The 16,180-nt window shown below is 49.7% G+C and carries 11 protein-coding genes; 7 read left to right on the top strand and 4 right to left on the bottom strand.

Annotated elements, in window-relative coordinates:
• The first annotated feature begins 84 nt into the window (after positions 1-84).
• The 4 genes from lolA (at position 85) to ABT56_RS02000 (ending at position 5,289) form a co-directional block, all read left to right on the top strand.
• Positions 85-699 (top strand): outer membrane lipoprotein periplasmic chaperone LolA, encoded by a 615-nt coding sequence (gene lolA, locus ABT56_RS02015; protein WP_047877165.1) that lies wholly within the window; start codon positions 85-87, stop codon positions 697-699.
• Positions 700-775: 76 nt separating this feature from the next.
• Complete coding sequence (locus ABT56_RS02010; RefSeq protein WP_047877164.1) at positions 776-2,116, top strand: replication-associated recombination protein A; 1,341 nt, start codon at positions 776-778, stop codon at positions 2,114-2,116.
• Between the two features lie 126 nt (positions 2,117-2,242).
• Positions 2,243-3,550, top strand: a complete 1,308-nt coding sequence (gene serS / locus ABT56_RS02005) for a serine--tRNA ligase (RefSeq protein WP_047877163.1) — start codon at positions 2,243-2,245, stop codon at positions 3,548-3,550.
• Positions 3,551-3,915: 365 nt separating this feature from the next.
• On the top strand, positions 3,916-5,289 hold the full coding sequence (locus ABT56_RS02000; RefSeq protein ID WP_047877162.1) for a YjiH family protein: 1,374 nt from the start codon (positions 3,916-3,918) through the stop codon (positions 5,287-5,289).
• Between the two features lie 65 nt (positions 5,290-5,354).
• Here ABT56_RS02000 and ABT56_RS01995 read toward each other — a convergent pair whose 3' ends face one another.
• From ABT56_RS01995 to metG, 4 genes are all read right to left on the bottom strand, one after another.
• Positions 5,355-6,521: a DUF3103 family protein gene (locus ABT56_RS01995; RefSeq protein WP_047877161.1), complete on the bottom strand. Its 1,167-nt coding sequence runs from the start codon at positions 6,519-6,521 to the stop codon at positions 5,355-5,357.
• 130 nt (positions 6,522-6,651) lie between these two features.
• The gene (locus ABT56_RS01990; RefSeq protein ID WP_157037765.1) at positions 6,652-7,548 is read right to left on the bottom strand and encodes a hypothetical protein; all 897 of its coding nucleotides are present in this window, start codon (positions 7,546-7,548) and stop codon (positions 6,652-6,654) included.
• Between the two features lie 267 nt (positions 7,549-7,815).
• Complete coding sequence (locus ABT56_RS01985; RefSeq protein ID WP_047877159.1) at positions 7,816-9,126, bottom strand: dicarboxylate/amino acid:cation symporter; 1,311 nt, start codon at positions 9,124-9,126, stop codon at positions 7,816-7,818.
• A 541-nt stretch (positions 9,127-9,667) separates the two neighbouring features.
• Positions 9,668-11,719, bottom strand: a complete 2,052-nt coding sequence (gene metG, locus ABT56_RS01980; RefSeq protein WP_047877158.1) for a methionine--tRNA ligase — start codon at positions 11,717-11,719, stop codon at positions 9,668-9,670.
• Positions 11,720-11,883: 164 nt separating this feature from the next.
• On the opposite strand from metG, the gene apbC reads away from it, so the two are divergent.
• The 3 genes from apbC (at position 11,884) to ABT56_RS01965 (ending at position 16,122) form a co-directional block, all read left to right on the top strand.
• Positions 11,884-12,975, top strand: coding sequence for an iron-sulfur cluster carrier protein ApbC (apbC, locus tag ABT56_RS01975; RefSeq protein WP_205626047.1), 1,092 nt, complete (start codon positions 11,884-11,886; stop codon positions 12,973-12,975).
• Positions 12,976-13,185: 210 nt separating this feature from the next.
• Positions 13,186-13,830, top strand: coding sequence for a uridine kinase (gene udk, locus ABT56_RS01970; RefSeq protein ID WP_047877157.1), 645 nt, complete (start codon positions 13,186-13,188; stop codon positions 13,828-13,830).
• Between the two features lie 147 nt (positions 13,831-13,977).
• The gene (locus ABT56_RS01965; RefSeq protein ID WP_047877156.1) at positions 13,978-16,122 is read left to right on the top strand and encodes an AsmA family protein; all 2,145 of its coding nucleotides are present in this window, start codon (positions 13,978-13,980) and stop codon (positions 16,120-16,122) included.
• Positions 16,123-16,180: the final 58 nt, after the last annotated feature.

The following is a 16,180-nucleotide window of genomic DNA, read 5'->3' as shown; positions in this document are numbered from 1 at the left end:
TTCGGACGCTGTTCCGAGACAGATAGGAATCAATAGGCCTGCTACGCTCTAGGGCAGGCCGTGAGCAAAAGGTTTGAGAGAATGATGAAGAAGATGCTTCTGGGTGTATTGGTTGCCGCTCCGTTGTTGTGGGCGGGGCAGGCTTTGGCTAACCCCCAGCAGGAACTCAGCGCCCGATTAGGCAAAGTGAATGCGTTTACTGCGGATTTCAAGCAAACGGTGATCAGCCCTGATGGCGATGTACTGGTTGAGGGCGATGGCGATGTGGCGATTAAGCGCCCTAACTTGTTCCGTTGGAATACCAAGACCCCGGATGAAAACGTGCTGATTTCAGATGGCCGGACATTGTGGTACTACAGCCCGTTTATCGAGCAGGTAACGGCGATGTGGCTCAATGATGCGACCGATCAGACGCCGTTCGTACTGCTGACCCGCAATAGCCCAAGTGATTGGCAGAACTACAATGTATCCCAGACGGCAGATACCTTTACCCTGACCCCGAAGGCGGGGACGTCGTCGGCCGGTAAGTTTGTGGTTACGGTAGACAAGGGCGGCGAGGTGCGTAGTTTCTCAGTTGTTGAGCAGGACGGCCAGCGTAGCAATTTCCGTTTTTCTTCGTTTGCCCGCAAGGCACCGGCAGCCAGTGCGTTCACTTTCACCCCGCCTAAAGGCGTGGAGTTGGATGATCAGCGCAACTAAGCCGGGAACACCCAGCGAGATGTATTTTTTAGGTGGTACGCGAGTACCACCTATTTTTGTTTAAGGAGCGGTGAGTTTGAATAACTTCAGCCTGGATTTTTCATCTGATTTCCGTCCGCTGGCTGCCCGTATGCGGCCGCGTACGGTGGCGGAATATATTGGCCAGACCCATATCCTCGGCGAGGGCAAGCCGCTGCGTCGAGCGCTTGAGGCCGGGCATTTGCATTCGATGATCCTGTGGGGGCCGCCGGGGACAGGCAAAACCACCTTGGCCGAAGTGGCAGCTTATTACGCCAATGCCGAGGTTGAGCGGGTTTCCGCGGTGACTTCGGGGGTCAAGGATATCCGGTTGGCGATCGACAAGGCACGTGAGAACAAGATGGCCGGGCGACGGACAATTCTGTTTGTCGATGAGGTCCACCGTTTCAACAAGAGCCAGCAGGATGCATTTTTGCCGCATATCGAAGATGGCACTGTGACCTTTATCGGTGCGACGACCGAGAACCCATCGTTTGAGCTCAACAACGCACTGTTATCCCGGGCGCGGGTCTACAAGCTTAAATCGTTAGACACCACTGATATTCTGGCGGTGATCGAGCAGGCGCTGACGGACAAAGAGCGTGGCGTTGACGCTGAAAAGCTGGTCTTTGTTGATGATGTCAAGGCGCGTTTGGCCGAACTGGTTGGCGGTGATGCCCGGATGTCGCTCAATTACCTCGAGCAGTTGATCGATATGGCCGACGAGGACGGGCAGGGTTACAAGCGTATTGATCTTGCCTTGCTGGCTGAGGTAGCCGGCGAGAAGATTGCCCGTTTCGATAACAAGGGTGATCTCTGGTATGACATGATATCGGCGGTTCATAAGTCGATTCGCGGTTCGAGCCCGGATGGCGCGCTGTATTGGTTTGCCCGAATGCTGCATGCCGGCTGTGACCCGCTATATGTCGCGCGCCGGTTGCTGGCCATTGCCTCTGAGGATATCGGCAATGCCGATCCGAGGGCGATGCAGGTTGCCGTATCGGCATGGGATTGCTACACCCGGGTCGGCGCTTACGAAGGCGAGCGGGCCATTGCTCAGGCGATTGTCTATTTGGCCAGCGCCCCGAAAAGCAATGCGGTTTATACCGCGTTCAAACAGGCCAAGCTCGATGCGGCCAACTATCCGGATTACGAAGTGCCGCCTCACCTGCGCAATGCCCCGACCAAGCTGATGAAAGAGTTGGGGTACGGGCAGGAGTACCGCTATGCCCATGATGAGCCTGGGGCCTATGCTGCCGGGGAATGCTATTTCCCGCCGGAATTGGCCGGTACGCGTTACTACAACCCAACAAACCGGGGCTTGGAAACAAAAATTGCAGAAAAGTTAGAGTATCTTGCTTCTTTAGATGCAAAAAGCGCGTCAAAACGCTATCAATAATAGGGCTTTTTGGGTATTGTTGAGCAATCGGCGTTAGGTTGCCTAACGCTTTCTGAATTAAAATTATTTAGCCAGCAAGTTGGCTAAATAATGTGCACTTTAGAACATAACGAGCACAGGATTAGCATGCTAGATTCTAAATTACTTCGAACTGAGCTGGACGCAACAGCCGAAAAATTAGCGCGCCGTGGTTTTACTCTTGATGTAGAAGCACTCCGCTCCCTGGAAGAGCAACGTAAGTCACTTCAGGTTAAAACTGAAGAGCTACAGGCACTGCGTAACTCCCGATCGAAGTCCATTGGCCAAGCGAAAGCGAAGGGCGATCACGAAGAAGCTGAGCGTATCCTTGCCGAAGTCGGTAATCTGGGCTCTGAACTGGACGATGCGAAGAAAGCGCTTGCTGCATTGCAGGCAGAATTGGATGCGATCATCCAGACGATTCCAAACCTTCCTGATGACTCTGTGCCTGTAGGCAAAGATGAAAACGAGAACGTTGAGGTTTCACGTTGGGGCCAGCCTCAGACTTACGACTTCGAAATCAAAGACCATGTTGATTTGGGTGAGCTGAGCGGCGGACTGGACTTTGCAAGTGCGGTGAAGATCACTGGCGCACGTTTCATCGTGATGAAAGGCAAGTTTGCACGTCTACACCGTGCGATTGCCCAGTTTATGCTGGATCTTCACACAGACGAGCACGGTTATACAGAAATGTACGTACCGTACCTTGTGAACTCAGACAGCCTGTTCGGTACTGGCCAGCTACCTAAGTTTGGTGCTGATCTGTTCCACACTCAGCCGCTGACTGAGAAAGTGAACGATGAAGAGCCTCGTACCCTGTCTTTGATCCCAACGGCAGAAGTCCCTGTGACTAACTTGCTACGTGATACGATCACTGAAGAAGCTGATCTGCCTGTTAAGATGACAGCTCACACGCCATGTTTCCGTTCTGAAGCGGGTTCATACGGCCGTGATACTCGTGGTCTTATCCGTATGCACCAGTTTGACAAAGTTGAGCTTGTTCAGATCACTCGCCCTGAAGACTCAATGGCGGCATTGGAAGAACTAACCGGTCATGCCGAGAAAGTACTTCAGTTGCTAGAACTGCCATACCGTAAGGTTGTACTGTGTACTGGTGATATGGGCTTCGGCTCTGCGAAGACTTACGATCTGGAAGTCTGGGTACCAGCACAAGAGACGTACCGTGAAATTTCTTCATGCTCTAACATGTGGGATTTCCAGGCTCGCCGTATGCAAGCGCGTTTCCGTCGTAAAGGCGAGAAGAAGCCAGAATTGGTTCACACCCTGAACGGTTCAGGTTTGGCTGTAGGCCGTACAATGGTTGCTATTCTTGAGAACAACCAAGAAGCAGATGGCCGTATCCGCATTCCTGTAGTACTGCGTAAGTACATGGGTGGCGTGACTCACATCGGTTAATCACCGCTATTTGTTTTGAAACCCGGCCTCGGCCGGGTTTTTTTATGTCTGCCGTAAACTGATCGCCTTCTCGTTGCCTTTCATAGATGGGTGGTGCTGGAATTGTACTTTTTTCATTGGGGATTGGATGAGTATGGCATGGTTTACTGGTGTGCTAAATGTATGTTTATTGTCACTGGTGCTTCTATCTCAATGAATAAATTAGATTAGAATTATAAATTATGAATTGATATTCGTTTTTTGTGATTATTTTTGCTTTCGTGGTTGCGTCGTATACGATTGTCGATATAATGGCCTTATTAAGGAATTATGCACTTTTATCGATTTTTTAGTCGTTTGGATTTAATCATTCAGAGAGTAGTAGGATGACGGATACAGTACTAGCCCAGGATAACCATAAAACCAGCCGGAATATGCTGATGTTCGCGATCCCATCGTTGTTGGGATTGTTCTTTTTTCTTGCCCCGTTGACGGTGAATGGCGACTTTACGTTTCCCTTGGCCCTGATGGCGAAAGGCTTTAAGAGTCTGATGGGGGAGGCTTTGTTACCGACAGTGGCTGTCGTGATTTGTGCGTCGTCGCTGTTGTCGTTGGCGGCCAGTATTGCTAAGCCGCGCTTTGTAACAAACTCACCATTGCTGGTTCGTTTGTTTGTGCTATCTCCGACATGGTTGGCGATCCGTGGTATTGGTGCGGCATTTACCGTGCTGGCTCTATATCAAGTGGGCCCAGAGGTGGTGTGGAATGGCAATACCGGTGGGTTGGTGCTGAATGATTTGCTGCCTTCGCTCTTTGTGACTTTCTTCTTTGCTGGCTTGCTATTACCGTTGCTGCTCAATTTTGGCCTGCTGGAGCTTCTCGGAACCATGATGAGCAAATTCATGCGGCCGGTATTCCGCTTACCGGGCCGTGCTGCCATTGACTGTATTTCATCATGGCTGGGTGACGGAACCGTGGGCGTGATTCTTACTAGCAAGCAGTACGAGCAGAAGAAGTATACCGCTCGTGAGGCGGCAGTTGTGGCGACTATGTTCTCGCCTGTCGGGATCTCGTTTTCGCTGGTGGTACTGACTCAGGTGGGTTTGGCGAATTACTTTGTTCCTTTTTATCTGTCAGTTTGTTTGTCAGGTGTTGCTGCTGCCGTGGTGATTCAGTACTTGCCACCACTGAGTTACAAAAAGGATCTGTATATTGACGGTTCGGCGCCAAACCGTGATGAAGAATTGGTGCCAGAAGGCCAGTCATCGATGCAGTATGGTATGCATCTGGCGCTTAAGCGGGCGAGTAAAATCGACAGTTTGGGGGCGGTTGCCAAAGAAGGTATCCATAATGCATTGGATATGGTGATCGGTGTCTTGCCGGTAGTGATGGCGATTGGTACTTTGGGATTGATTGTTGCCGAAACAACGCCGTTGTTCTCGATGCTTGGTGCGCCATTTGTACCGCTATTGGAGTTGCTCCATGTTGCAGAAGCTCAGGCAGCAGCCCAGACGATGTTAGTTGGTTTTACTGATATGTATGTACCGTCAATCATTGCCGCTTCGACAATCGATACCGAGATGACGAAGTTTGTTGTTGCAGCGTTATCGGTAACTCAGCTAATTTTCATGTCAGAAACAGGCTCTGTTATTTTAAGCAGTAAAGTACCGGTTAACTTCTTTGAGTTGGTGGCTATTTTCTTGCTAAGGACTTTGATTACCTTGCCGATTATCGTCATGGTAGCACATCTCATATTCTAATAATTATCTATCTCACTCTCTGCTGGCCACCCCGAAGGGTGGCCTTTTTTATGTAAGGGTTTGTGCTATTGGGTCATTGGAATTTCCAACGGTGCGAATGTTGCGGTCGCGTTGTTTGAAGCACCCGGTTGGTCAATCAATTCATCGTTTTGCATGATGGTGTAGTAAAAGTCGACGATGTCATCGTTGTTGGTGAAGGCTTCATCCGGAATAGCTTTTAGAATCGCATCAACCAGTTGGTTAACGATTGGCAGGCTCGCTGCGCCACCGTCAATTTGGCTGGTGATAAGGCCTGTTGCTGCCTTGATAATGCTTTCTGCCAGCTCACGGTAGTTGGTGTTGCTATCATGCTCCATAATGATGATATTTGCGGCTCCCCAGCGGTAGCGCGGCCAGTAAATCATGATTTGGTTCGGGTAGTAGACTTGTTCCTGGTAGTGCGCGTAAGGCATTTCAACGACATCGATGGTCGGCTCGTCGCGGCTTGGGTTGACCCCGCTCACAAAGGCATACATCTCGGCTTTGCCTGAGATCCAAGGTTCTTGGTCATCTTGTACGCTGAATTTCTTCAGAACCGTCGTTGAAAGGAAATCTTCGCTAGCTTTGGGTGCACTGGCCAGTTTAGGCTGGAAGCCAGTAGTCACCATATCTTGGTTGTTGAAGATTGATTGCATGGTGGCAAGACCTGCCCGCATTGCTTTTTGCTCATCGACCCCGACGATAAATACGGGCTGATCAGGCATGATATCGGCTGATCCGATGACTAACTCACCGTGGCTATCAAAGAGATCGATGCTATCGCCGGCTTTTACGTTGTCTTGCTGATAGGTAAACAGGGGCTGCTGGCCTGCTTCGACACCCGGCAACATGGCAGGGTTAGCAAGAGAAACCGTGAGTAGTTTCTCTGGTTGTACAGACAGACCATGCTTGGCAATGATCATTTTTTCAGTGTTGGCCACTTGGGTTGTGAGCTCTGGGATATCAATTGTATCGACGAGCATCGTTAATGGCACATGGGTATTTTCAACGTTGATCTGGTGTTGTAATTGGCTTGAGATCTGCGCATAGTTTGCCCCCAGTTGCTGGGCAATCTGACGCTGGTTTTGCGCTTCGATATTCAGTGAGCCAGTATCGTTTTTCGTTGTGGTGTCTGATTGGCTATGTTGCTCTTGGCAACCAATAAGCCCTAGACAGATTGCGAGCAGTAGGCCGCATGCTTTGAAGTGTTTCATGAGAATCCCTTATCAAAGTGAACGAAAGTGTTCACTTTTAATAAGCGTCTAAAATATCAATCACTTAAAAACATTATGCAACTTTGAGAGAGCAATCGCTTGTGATTGCATGTGTTTTGTCTTGGATCAATTAATGCCCCGAACGCATTTGCTGAATAGGGACGATGGTTGCGCAGTGTTTGTGCTTCATTTCGGGCAGTTTGATCGCAAGTTCATCGCCGAGTTGTTGGAGTATTTCATCAAACAGCATGAACAGAGTATCCGAGACCTCTAGCGAGAAATGGTAAAGCATTGACTGCGTTTGTTGGTCGTTGTTGTTTGAATTCTCAATGTGGCTGACCTGATCAAACAAAGTATCGAGAAGAGGCACTGCTTCATGGTGCTCTGCCGTTATCGCCAGATGATTCATCCGTCGTTTCAAAATATCCATCTGGTGCGTCAGCTCACGCTGCATAGCTGGACTTTTGTGGCTGAACTGCTGGATAGCAAATCTAAAGCGGCTAAGGCTATCGAGGGCATTGAGGGTAACTGGCCATATTGATTGATAGCGTTGGAAGAGCTGGTTGTTGTCGTTGCTGAGCAGGCACTGGGTCAAGGTATCGTCAATGAGGTACATCACATGGCGAATAGCTTTACCATGCGCAGCTTGATTTCGCTGTAATGAGTAGCGCTGCCATTCTTTGGTTAAGGTTTTAAATTGCTTGAGAGTGATGCGATACATTGGCTTGTTACAGGTTTCTGCTTGATTGAGCAAGCTGTGTCCGAGAGCTTCGATGGCTATCGATTCGGTCAGAGGCGTTGAGGTGTCATTGTGATTAGCCGTTTTATTCCCGTTTAGTAGGAGTTCGTGAGTATGTCGGCGGTGAAAGCGCAGTAAAAAAATAAGCTGCCGTAAGCCGATAATGATAGTGAACCGGTTATTTAGAGTGAGACGTTGTTGGTGGCGATAGTGCAAGTAAGTAGCCAGTGCCACTAGCGAAAGGACGATAAGCGTAACCGATGCGGTCATAGGAATCCCTCCAGTCATAGAACATTCCTACCCAAGTGAATGTAGGATGTTTGGGTATAGGTTTAATCTGCAAGTGTCAGGCCGTTTTGTTGGTTATATATTTAGGTTTAAAAGTTATTAATTACCAATGTATTACATCTATGCCCAAGAAGTAGCTAATAGGGTGTGCCTGTTTATGGTGCATGAATGCGCCATTAATGTGCAGGAGCAGCTCTGAGGGAGAGGGTAGAGAGTAGATAGACAAAAAGCTCCCAGTGGGAGCTTTTTGTTTTTGAGACGCCGGGGTTAGTGGTTGGTGGCTGGGTGTAGGTGTACTTCCTCGTCTTTTTCGCCAGCATGTGGGTCATTGAAGCGGTTCACGTCCAGCTCCCCTTCGGATTTGGCGACAATACAGGTTACGCAACTGTCACCGGTGATATTCACGGCGGTGCGGATCATGTCCAGCAGGCGGTCGACGCCCATAATCAGTGCGATCCCCTCAACCGGCAGGCCAACTTGGTTCAGTACCATTGCCAGCATGATAAGTCCGACGCCCGGTACACCTGCAGTGCCGATAGAAGCCAGGGTTGCGGTCAGGATCACCGTCAGGTAGTCCCCCATAGTCAGGTCGATATTGAAGGCTTGGGCGATGAAAGCTGTCGCTACGCCTTGCATGATCGCCGTTCCGTCCATATTAATGGTGGCTCCCAGAGGGATTGTGAATGATGCGATGCGGTTGTTTGACCCAAGGCGTTTTGTGGCCGTTTCCATAGTCACTGGGATCGTTGCGTTGGATGATGCGGTCGAGAAGGCGAACATTACCGCGTCTTCCATTTTACGGAAGAAGGTTTTGACGCTCAGTCCGGTAAATAGCTTGAACATGGCACCGTAGACGACAAGGCCGTGGAGCAATAGTGCGGCACTAAGGACAAGGAAATAGCCCAATAGATTGAAAATGGCATCCAACCCCAGCCCGGTAAATAGTTTCGCCATTAGGAAGAACACGCCGTAAGGGGCAATGTTCATGAGCAGCGCAACTAATTTCATTATCACGTCATTGAGATCAGCAAAAACAGCGGCGATGCGCTCGCCGGGTTTGCCTGCGGCGCTGATAGCGATGCCGAACAAAATCGCAAACACGATGATCTGAAGGGTATTGCCGTTGGCCATTGAGCTGATCGGGTTGGTCGGGAACATGTCGATGATAACCTGACCTAGCGATGGTGCTTCTTTGGCTGCAAAGGTTGTCGCTGCGGACAGGTCGGCCCCAGCACCGGGCTTGAACAGGTTACCCATGCTCAGCGCTAGGGTAATGGCGATGGCCGTGGTGGTCAGGTAGAAGGCTAGGGTTTTACCACCTAGGCGTCCAAGTGTACTGATGTCTTTTAGGGTACTGGTACCACACACCAGTGAGACGAATACGAGAGGGACAACCAGCATTTTCAGGCTGGCAATAAAGATTTTCCCGCCAACTTCAAACAGGCCGTTGACGATGTATTCGTGGACAAAAGAGGATTCCGCAAAAAGAGAGCGAATAATAAACCCTGTTAGGATGCCGAGTACCATTCCGAGAATAACTCGGCCGGTGAGCGACATTTTCTTCTGCTGTGCTTGCATGAATAAAACACTCCATATAATTATTCACTCGGATATTCATTGTCCGAGTGCGGAGCAGGTTATCAGTCTCTTTGGTGTTAATGCGAAGTAAAATAGTGTTCGATGGTCAAAGTTATGTTTCAGATCACGTTTTTTTAAGCGGAATGATATTCTGAAAACAATAAAATTAACCTTTCATTAACCAATTGCTGTGTTTGTGAGTGTTTTTTATACTGGTTGAATTGCGCATGTAGTGATATATCGGCTTTTTCCTATTAAAAATGGCAGTTATCAAATAAAGAGAATAATGCTTGTTAACATATTGAAAGTTGGCATATTCGATGGGAGGCAGGGATGTGTGATATTGCGTGTAATGATTTTGTTGATTCTTTTTGCTTGGAGGGTGTTTTGGTTCGTATTCTATGGTTTCCCCATAATTCATATTGTTGAATAAATGATGAATAACTCACTGGTGTGATTGGAAATAATAGGAAGGGATAGAATGTGGCGGCAATAAAAAAGGAGCCGTGAGGCTCCTTTTGAAGTGTCGTTGTAAGAGGACTTACATTACACGCATACCTGGCTGTGCACCTTCGTGTGGCTCAAGGATCCACAGATCTTTGCCACCAGGGCCAGCGGCTAGGATCATGCCTTCAGACATGCCGAACTTCATCTTGCGTGGTTTTAGGTTAGCAACAACAACCGTCAGTTTGCCTACAAGCTCTTCTGGGGTGTATGCCGCTTTGATACCTGAGAATACCTGACGCATCTCGCCACCGATATCCAGCTGGAATTTCAGCAGTTTGTCAGCTTTTGGCACAGATTCGCATGACACGATCTTGGCGATACGCAGATCAACCTTGGCAAAATCGTCAAATTCGATCTCTGCTTCGATTGGCTCTTTGCTTAGCTCAGTTTCGGTCTTCGCCGCTTCAGCCTTCTCTTTTGCTGCCATTTCAGCTGCAGCGTCTTCTTTAGATGTTTCAATCATGGCTTCTACGTGCTTTGGATCGATACGGTTGAACAGCGCCTTGAACTTAGTCACTTCGTGGCCAGTTAGCGGCTGTGCGATACCTTCCCAAGTCAGGGTTTCGTTCAGGAATGCTTCAGTACGCTCGGTAAGCTGAGGCATAACCGGCTTGAGGTAGGTGATCAGAACGCGGAACAGGTTGATGCCCATTGAGCAGATATCCTGTAGTTCTTGATCTTTGCCTTCTTCTTTCGCCACAACCCACGGTGCTTTCTCGTCCACGTACTGGTTGGCTTTGTCAGCCAGAGCCGTAATTTCACGGATAGCACGGCCGAACTCGCGGTTTTCGTAAAGCTGGGCAATACGATCTGCAGCGGCAACGAACTCTGCGTATAGCTCAGGCTCTGCACAGCGCTCGGATAGCATGCCGTCAAAACGCTTGGCGATAAAGCCGGCGTTGCGAGATGCCAAGTTAACGATCTTGTTCACCACGTCGCTGTTTACGCGCTGGGTGAAGTCTTCCAAGTTCAGGTCAAGGTCGTCGATACGGTTGTTCAGCTTGGCTGCGTAGTAGTAACGCAGGCATTCTGGATCCAAGTGCTGCAGGTAAGTACCGGCTTTCACGAACGTACCTTTTGACTTGGACATTTTCGCGCCGTTTACGGTTACGTAGCCATGTACGAATACGTTGCTTGGCTTGCGTAGGCCTGCGCCATCCAGCATTGCTGGCCAGAATAGGCTGTGGAAGTAAACAATGTCTTTACCGATGAAGTGGTAAAGTTCAGTTTGGCTGTCTTTGTTCCAGAACTCGTCGAAGTTCAGGTCATCGCGCTTGTCGCACAGGTTCTTGAATGAACCCATGTAGCCAATAGGGGCATCTAGCCAAACGTAGAAGTACTTGTTGGTCTCGCCTGGGATCTCGAAGCCGAAGTAAGGTGCGTCACGAGAGATGTCCCACTGTTGTAGGCCAGACTCGAACCACTCTTGCATCTTGTTGGCGGTCTCATCCTGAAGGGCACCTGATGTGGTCCACTCTTTCAGCATGGTTTCGAACTGAGGCAGGTCGAAGAAGAAGTGCTCGGAATCCTTCATCACCGGCGTCGCACCAGATACGGCAGATTTCGGGTTGATTAGATCCGTTGGGCTGTAGGTTTCGCCACAGTTGTCGCAGTTGTCGCCGTACTGGTCTTCCGCTTTACATTTCGGGCAGGTGCCTTTTACGAAACGGTCAGGCAGGAACATTTCTTTTTCTGGGTCAAACAGCTGAGAAATGGTGCGGCTGGTAATGAAGCCTTTTTCTTTTAGCTGGTTGTAGACAAAAGAAGCCAGCTCACGGTTCTCGTCGGAATGTGTGCTGTGGTAGTTGTCGAAACTAATATCGAAGCCAGCAAAGTCAGCTTGGTGCTCTTTGCTCACTTCCGCAATCATCTGCTCAGGTTCCATACCCATCTGCTGGGCCTTAAGCATGATTGGAGTGCCGTGTGCATCGTCTGCACAGATGAAATGAACTTCGTTGCCGCGAAGGCGCTGATAGCGCACCCAGATATCCGCTTGGATATGCTCAAGCATGTGTCCAAGGTGGATCGAACCGTTAGCGTACGGTAGGGCGCAGGTCACCAGAATTTTTCTTGGATTTGCAGCCATATGTCTTGTTTCGCTCATGATGGGTAAAAAAACGTAAGGTTAGATACTACCTGATGGAGTCGGCATTGCCTAGGAGGATCTGTTGTTTATCAAGGTAAATAGAAAGCGATAAACGGGCATTGGTGATAGGATGAAAAGAAAGTACAAAAATGGAGCGCTAAAACATGAGTAGTGATGCGATGACCCGCTTCGAAAGTGTTGCCGATATAACCCGCTGGTTGAATCAGTTCGAACATCCTTGGCTGCATGAAGAATGGGCAGATACCCCTCATTTGGTGTCGGTGTCGGCCGATGGAACGGTATCGGTTAATTTGCCCTTTGCCGCAGCGACCATGGCCGAGTTGCTTGAGCAGTGGATCGCGACCCAGAAACAGCTGCACCATATTCCGAGCGACAGTCGTTTTGATGTCAAGATTCGGGTCGCCCCGCTGGCTACAGGCGACAAATCTCCGTTGCGCGGCGTGAAGAATATTATCGTTGTTTCCTCGGCCAAGGGGGGCGTTGGCAAATCAACGACATCGGTCAATTTGGCGTTGGGTCTGCGAGCACAGGGGGCCAAGGTCGGCTTGCTCGATGCCGATATTTACGGCCCGTCTGTTCCGATGATGCTGGGGACGGTGGACGAAAAGCCGAGCTCGGCCGACGGTAAAATGATGTTGCCAATCGAAGCCCACGGCCTATATACCAATTCTGTCGGGTATTTGGTGCCCGCTGACAGTGCCACTATTTGGCGCGGTCCGATGGCCTCCAAGGCTCTGTCGCAGATCATCACCGAGACTTGGTGGCCGGATTTGGACTATTTGGTGATCGACATGCCGCCGGGCACGGGTGATATCCAACTGACCCTGGCCCAGCAAATCCCTGTTACCGGGGCGGTAGTGGTGACCACCCCGCAAGATCTGGCTCTGGCGGATGCGATTAAGGGTGTGAATATGTTCAATAAAGTCGATGTTCCCGTATTGGGGGTGGTCGAAAACATGAGCTACCACATCTGTAGTAACTGTGGTCATCACGAAGCTATTTTCGGCACGGGGGGAGCAGAGAAGATGGCGCACGAGTACGCGGTACCGTTGCTCGCCCAGCTTCCGCTGCATATCCAGATCCGCGAGGATATCGACAAAGGGCAGCCTACCGTGGCCTCCGCGCCCGAATCGGATCATGGTCAGGCTTATATTGAATTGGCCGGTTCCGTTGCGAGCCGTCTATTCTGGCACGGCACTCCCGTTGTAGAGCAGATCACAATTCGTACAATGTAAACCATTGCGTTAGGCTAAATCGCAGAGGATTTAGACAAATAGGGCAGATGCCTCATTTTTACTGGCATCTGCCTATACATCTGCCTATAATCAGGCGGTTTATTTAAGCCTAATTATCCATTTTGTTGTCTGCCGGGTTAAGGGTAAGCCTGTGGTTGACATCAATAATGGGATCCACCTCGCCACGTTGTTTTACAGGTGCTTTCTGATATGTCTGAAAACTCACACCAATGCGTAATTATCGGTATTGCAGGTGCTTCTGCATCCGGTAAAAGCTTGATTGCCAGTACTGTTTACAAAGAGCTAAAAGAAAAAGTCGGCGATCATCAGATCGGTGTCATCACGGAAGATTGTTACTACAACGATCAAAGTCACCTAAGCATGGAAGAGCGGGTTAAGACGAACTACGATCACCCAAATGCCCTTGATCACGACTTGCTTTGTGATCATCTAGAAAAACTAATGCGTGGCGAAGCAGTTGAGGTTCCTCAGTACAGCTACAGCGAACACACGCGTATGACAGAAACATCAACGCTGACACCTAAGAAGGTGATTATCCTTGAAGGTATTCTGCTGTTGACTGATCCACGCCTGCGTGAACTGATGCACGCGAGTGTATTTATGGACACTCCACTGGATATTTGCCTGCTGCGCCGTCTACAGCGTGACGTTGCAGAGCGCGGTCGTACTATGGAATCTGTACTGGGTCAGTACCAGAAAACCGTACGCCCAATGTTCATGCAGTTTATTGAGCCGTCTAAGCAGTATGCCGATATTATCGTTCCTCGAGGCGGTAAGAACCGAATTGCGATTGACGTTCTAAAGGCACATATTGCCAAATTGCTTCGCGCTTAAGCCGCGAAAACCGAATGACAGAATAGGCAGCGTAAGCTGCCTATTTTTTTATAGGCCTATGACTGTAAACGGGTGATCACCGCTCGAATTTATAGCGGCCTGTTTGATAGGATATGCTTATCGGAGCATGAAGAAATTGGGGACTCAATGAAAAAGATAGCCTTTGCCCTGCTGGGCGTCGTAATTGCCGTGGTTATAGCTATCGCAGCTCTACTGGCCTTGGTTGATCCAAATCAGTTCAAACCCATGATTGCCGAACAAGTCAAAAAGGCGACGGGCCGTGATTTGGTGATTGAGGGGGACATCGGTTGGCGGTTCTTCCCTAGTCTTGGTTTTGACATTGGTCAGACGGCGTTTCGCAACCCTCAGGGGTTCGCCGAGCCAAATTTGGTACAGTTTGACAATGCCGAGCTGTCAGTGTCTGTAATGCCTCTTTTTTCCCGCGAACTGCATGTCGGCAAGGTCAGCCTGCAAGGTGGACGGATTTTTGTCCAAACGTTACCTTCTGGTGTGAGCAACCTTGACGGCTTGGGCAAGCAGGCTGGAGATTCCACCGGGGAACAACAGCCGGCGGATATTGCTAAAAAAACGGATAGCCAGCAGCCAGAGTCGTCAGCACCTGCTCAGCCTTGGGCGATGAGCCTTGATGGCATTGAGATTGTCGATGCCAGTGCGGTGATTAGAGACGATCGTAATGGCAATAAAACGGACATCTCTCAGTTTGATTTCTCGTTGAGCCGTTTTGCGCCAGGGGAGTGGACCGAGGCCAAATTCGACATTAATGGTCAAGCTGACAAGATGGTGTTTGCCGCAAAGGGCCAGACTCAGTTACTGATAAACAAGAAGTTAGACGGTGCCGAGCTCAAGCAGCTTGCGCTGGATCTGTCGGCCAATGACGGCAATACTGAGATTAAGTCTGCAAGCCTGTCGCTGGACAGCTTCAAGTTGGGCGAGTGGTCGACCATTGAGTTTTCAGCCAAGGGGCAGTTGCCTGAGCTGGCTTTTGACAGCAAAGGCAAGACCCGCCTTAATGTATCACCTGATGTGAAGATGGTTAGTCTTGACGGGCTGTCGCTTGATGCGGCCCTTAGCGGTTCGGCCTTGCCTCGCCCGTCAATGAAGGTATCAGTAAAAGCCGATGCTACGTATGATATCCCGGCTGCATTAGCGACGGTATCGGCTTTTGCAACCAGTGCCGATGAGCTTGCGGTGTCTGGTTCAATGTCGTTTAAATCTGCTGATATTCCCGTCATTCGCTTTGATTTGGCGTCCGACAGGATTGATGTTGATGCCTTTATGGGGAAAGACGAGCAGCCGGCACCAAAGTCGGGTAGCGAGAGCACTGCCAGCACCAAGGCGGAGGGGAGTGATCCGTCGGTTGCTGTTGAAGAGCAAGAACCTGACCTATCGGTATTTAAGACAGTGGATGTGGCAGGCAAGGTCGCTATCGGTGAGCTGAAGGCCGCCAATGCCAAGCTGAGCAATGTCGTCTTGTCGGTTACCGTGAAAGACGGGGTGTTGAAGCTGAAGGGCCTCGATGCCGATCTTTATAAAGGCCACCTGAACGCATCGGCGACGATTGATGCACGGGGGGCATTGCCGACTTATCGTGTCAGCAAGCATCTCAACGGCGTTCAGATCCAACCTATGCTTGTTGATATTGCGGGTAACGATGTTCTTGCCGGTACGGGGAGTATCGATATCGCACTGTCTGGTAAGGGGTTGACCGAATCAAGGATCCGCAAGAACGTTAACGGTACGATTGCGGTGAATTTTGCCGATGGTGCGGTGTATGGAGTGAATATTCCCGAGATGATCCGTGAAGCTAAGGCGACGTTAAAAGGCCACAAGGCGGAGTATATCAAAGAAGAAAAGAAAACCGATTTCTCTTCCATGAAGGCGACAATGAAGCTGGGCAACGGTATTGCATCGACCAGTGATTTGGATATCAATTCGCCGCTGCTGCGTATTGGCGGCCAAGGTGAGACCAATTTGGTGTCGGAGAAATTGGCATTTCTGATCAATACCTCGGTAGTTGCAACCAGCAAAGGCCAAGGTGGCAAGGAAATTGATGAAGTGGCGGATCTTACGGTTCCTATTAATGTAACCGGCAACTGGAATGAGCCTAAGTTCGCTCTTAATATTGCACAGCTGCTCAAGCAGAACAATGAGCTGGAAGAGAAGGCTCAGCGTGAGGTTGAGCGCGGGTTGAAGAAGTTGTTCGGCGACAAGGCTGATGACGAGAATATCAAAAATGCAGCCGACAAGTTGCTAAAGGGCCTGTTTAACTAAGGTTGAACTGGTGCGAACGTTAAAGCCCGCAACATTGTGTGCGGGCTTTTTTATGCCT

Origin of the sequence: Photobacterium aquae (assembly GCF_001029445.1) — a bacterium.
GTDB classification, from domain to species: domain Bacteria; phylum Pseudomonadota; class Gammaproteobacteria; order Enterobacterales; family Vibrionaceae; genus Photobacterium; species Photobacterium aquae.
This window is presented reverse-complemented; position numbering and strand designations above follow the sequence as displayed.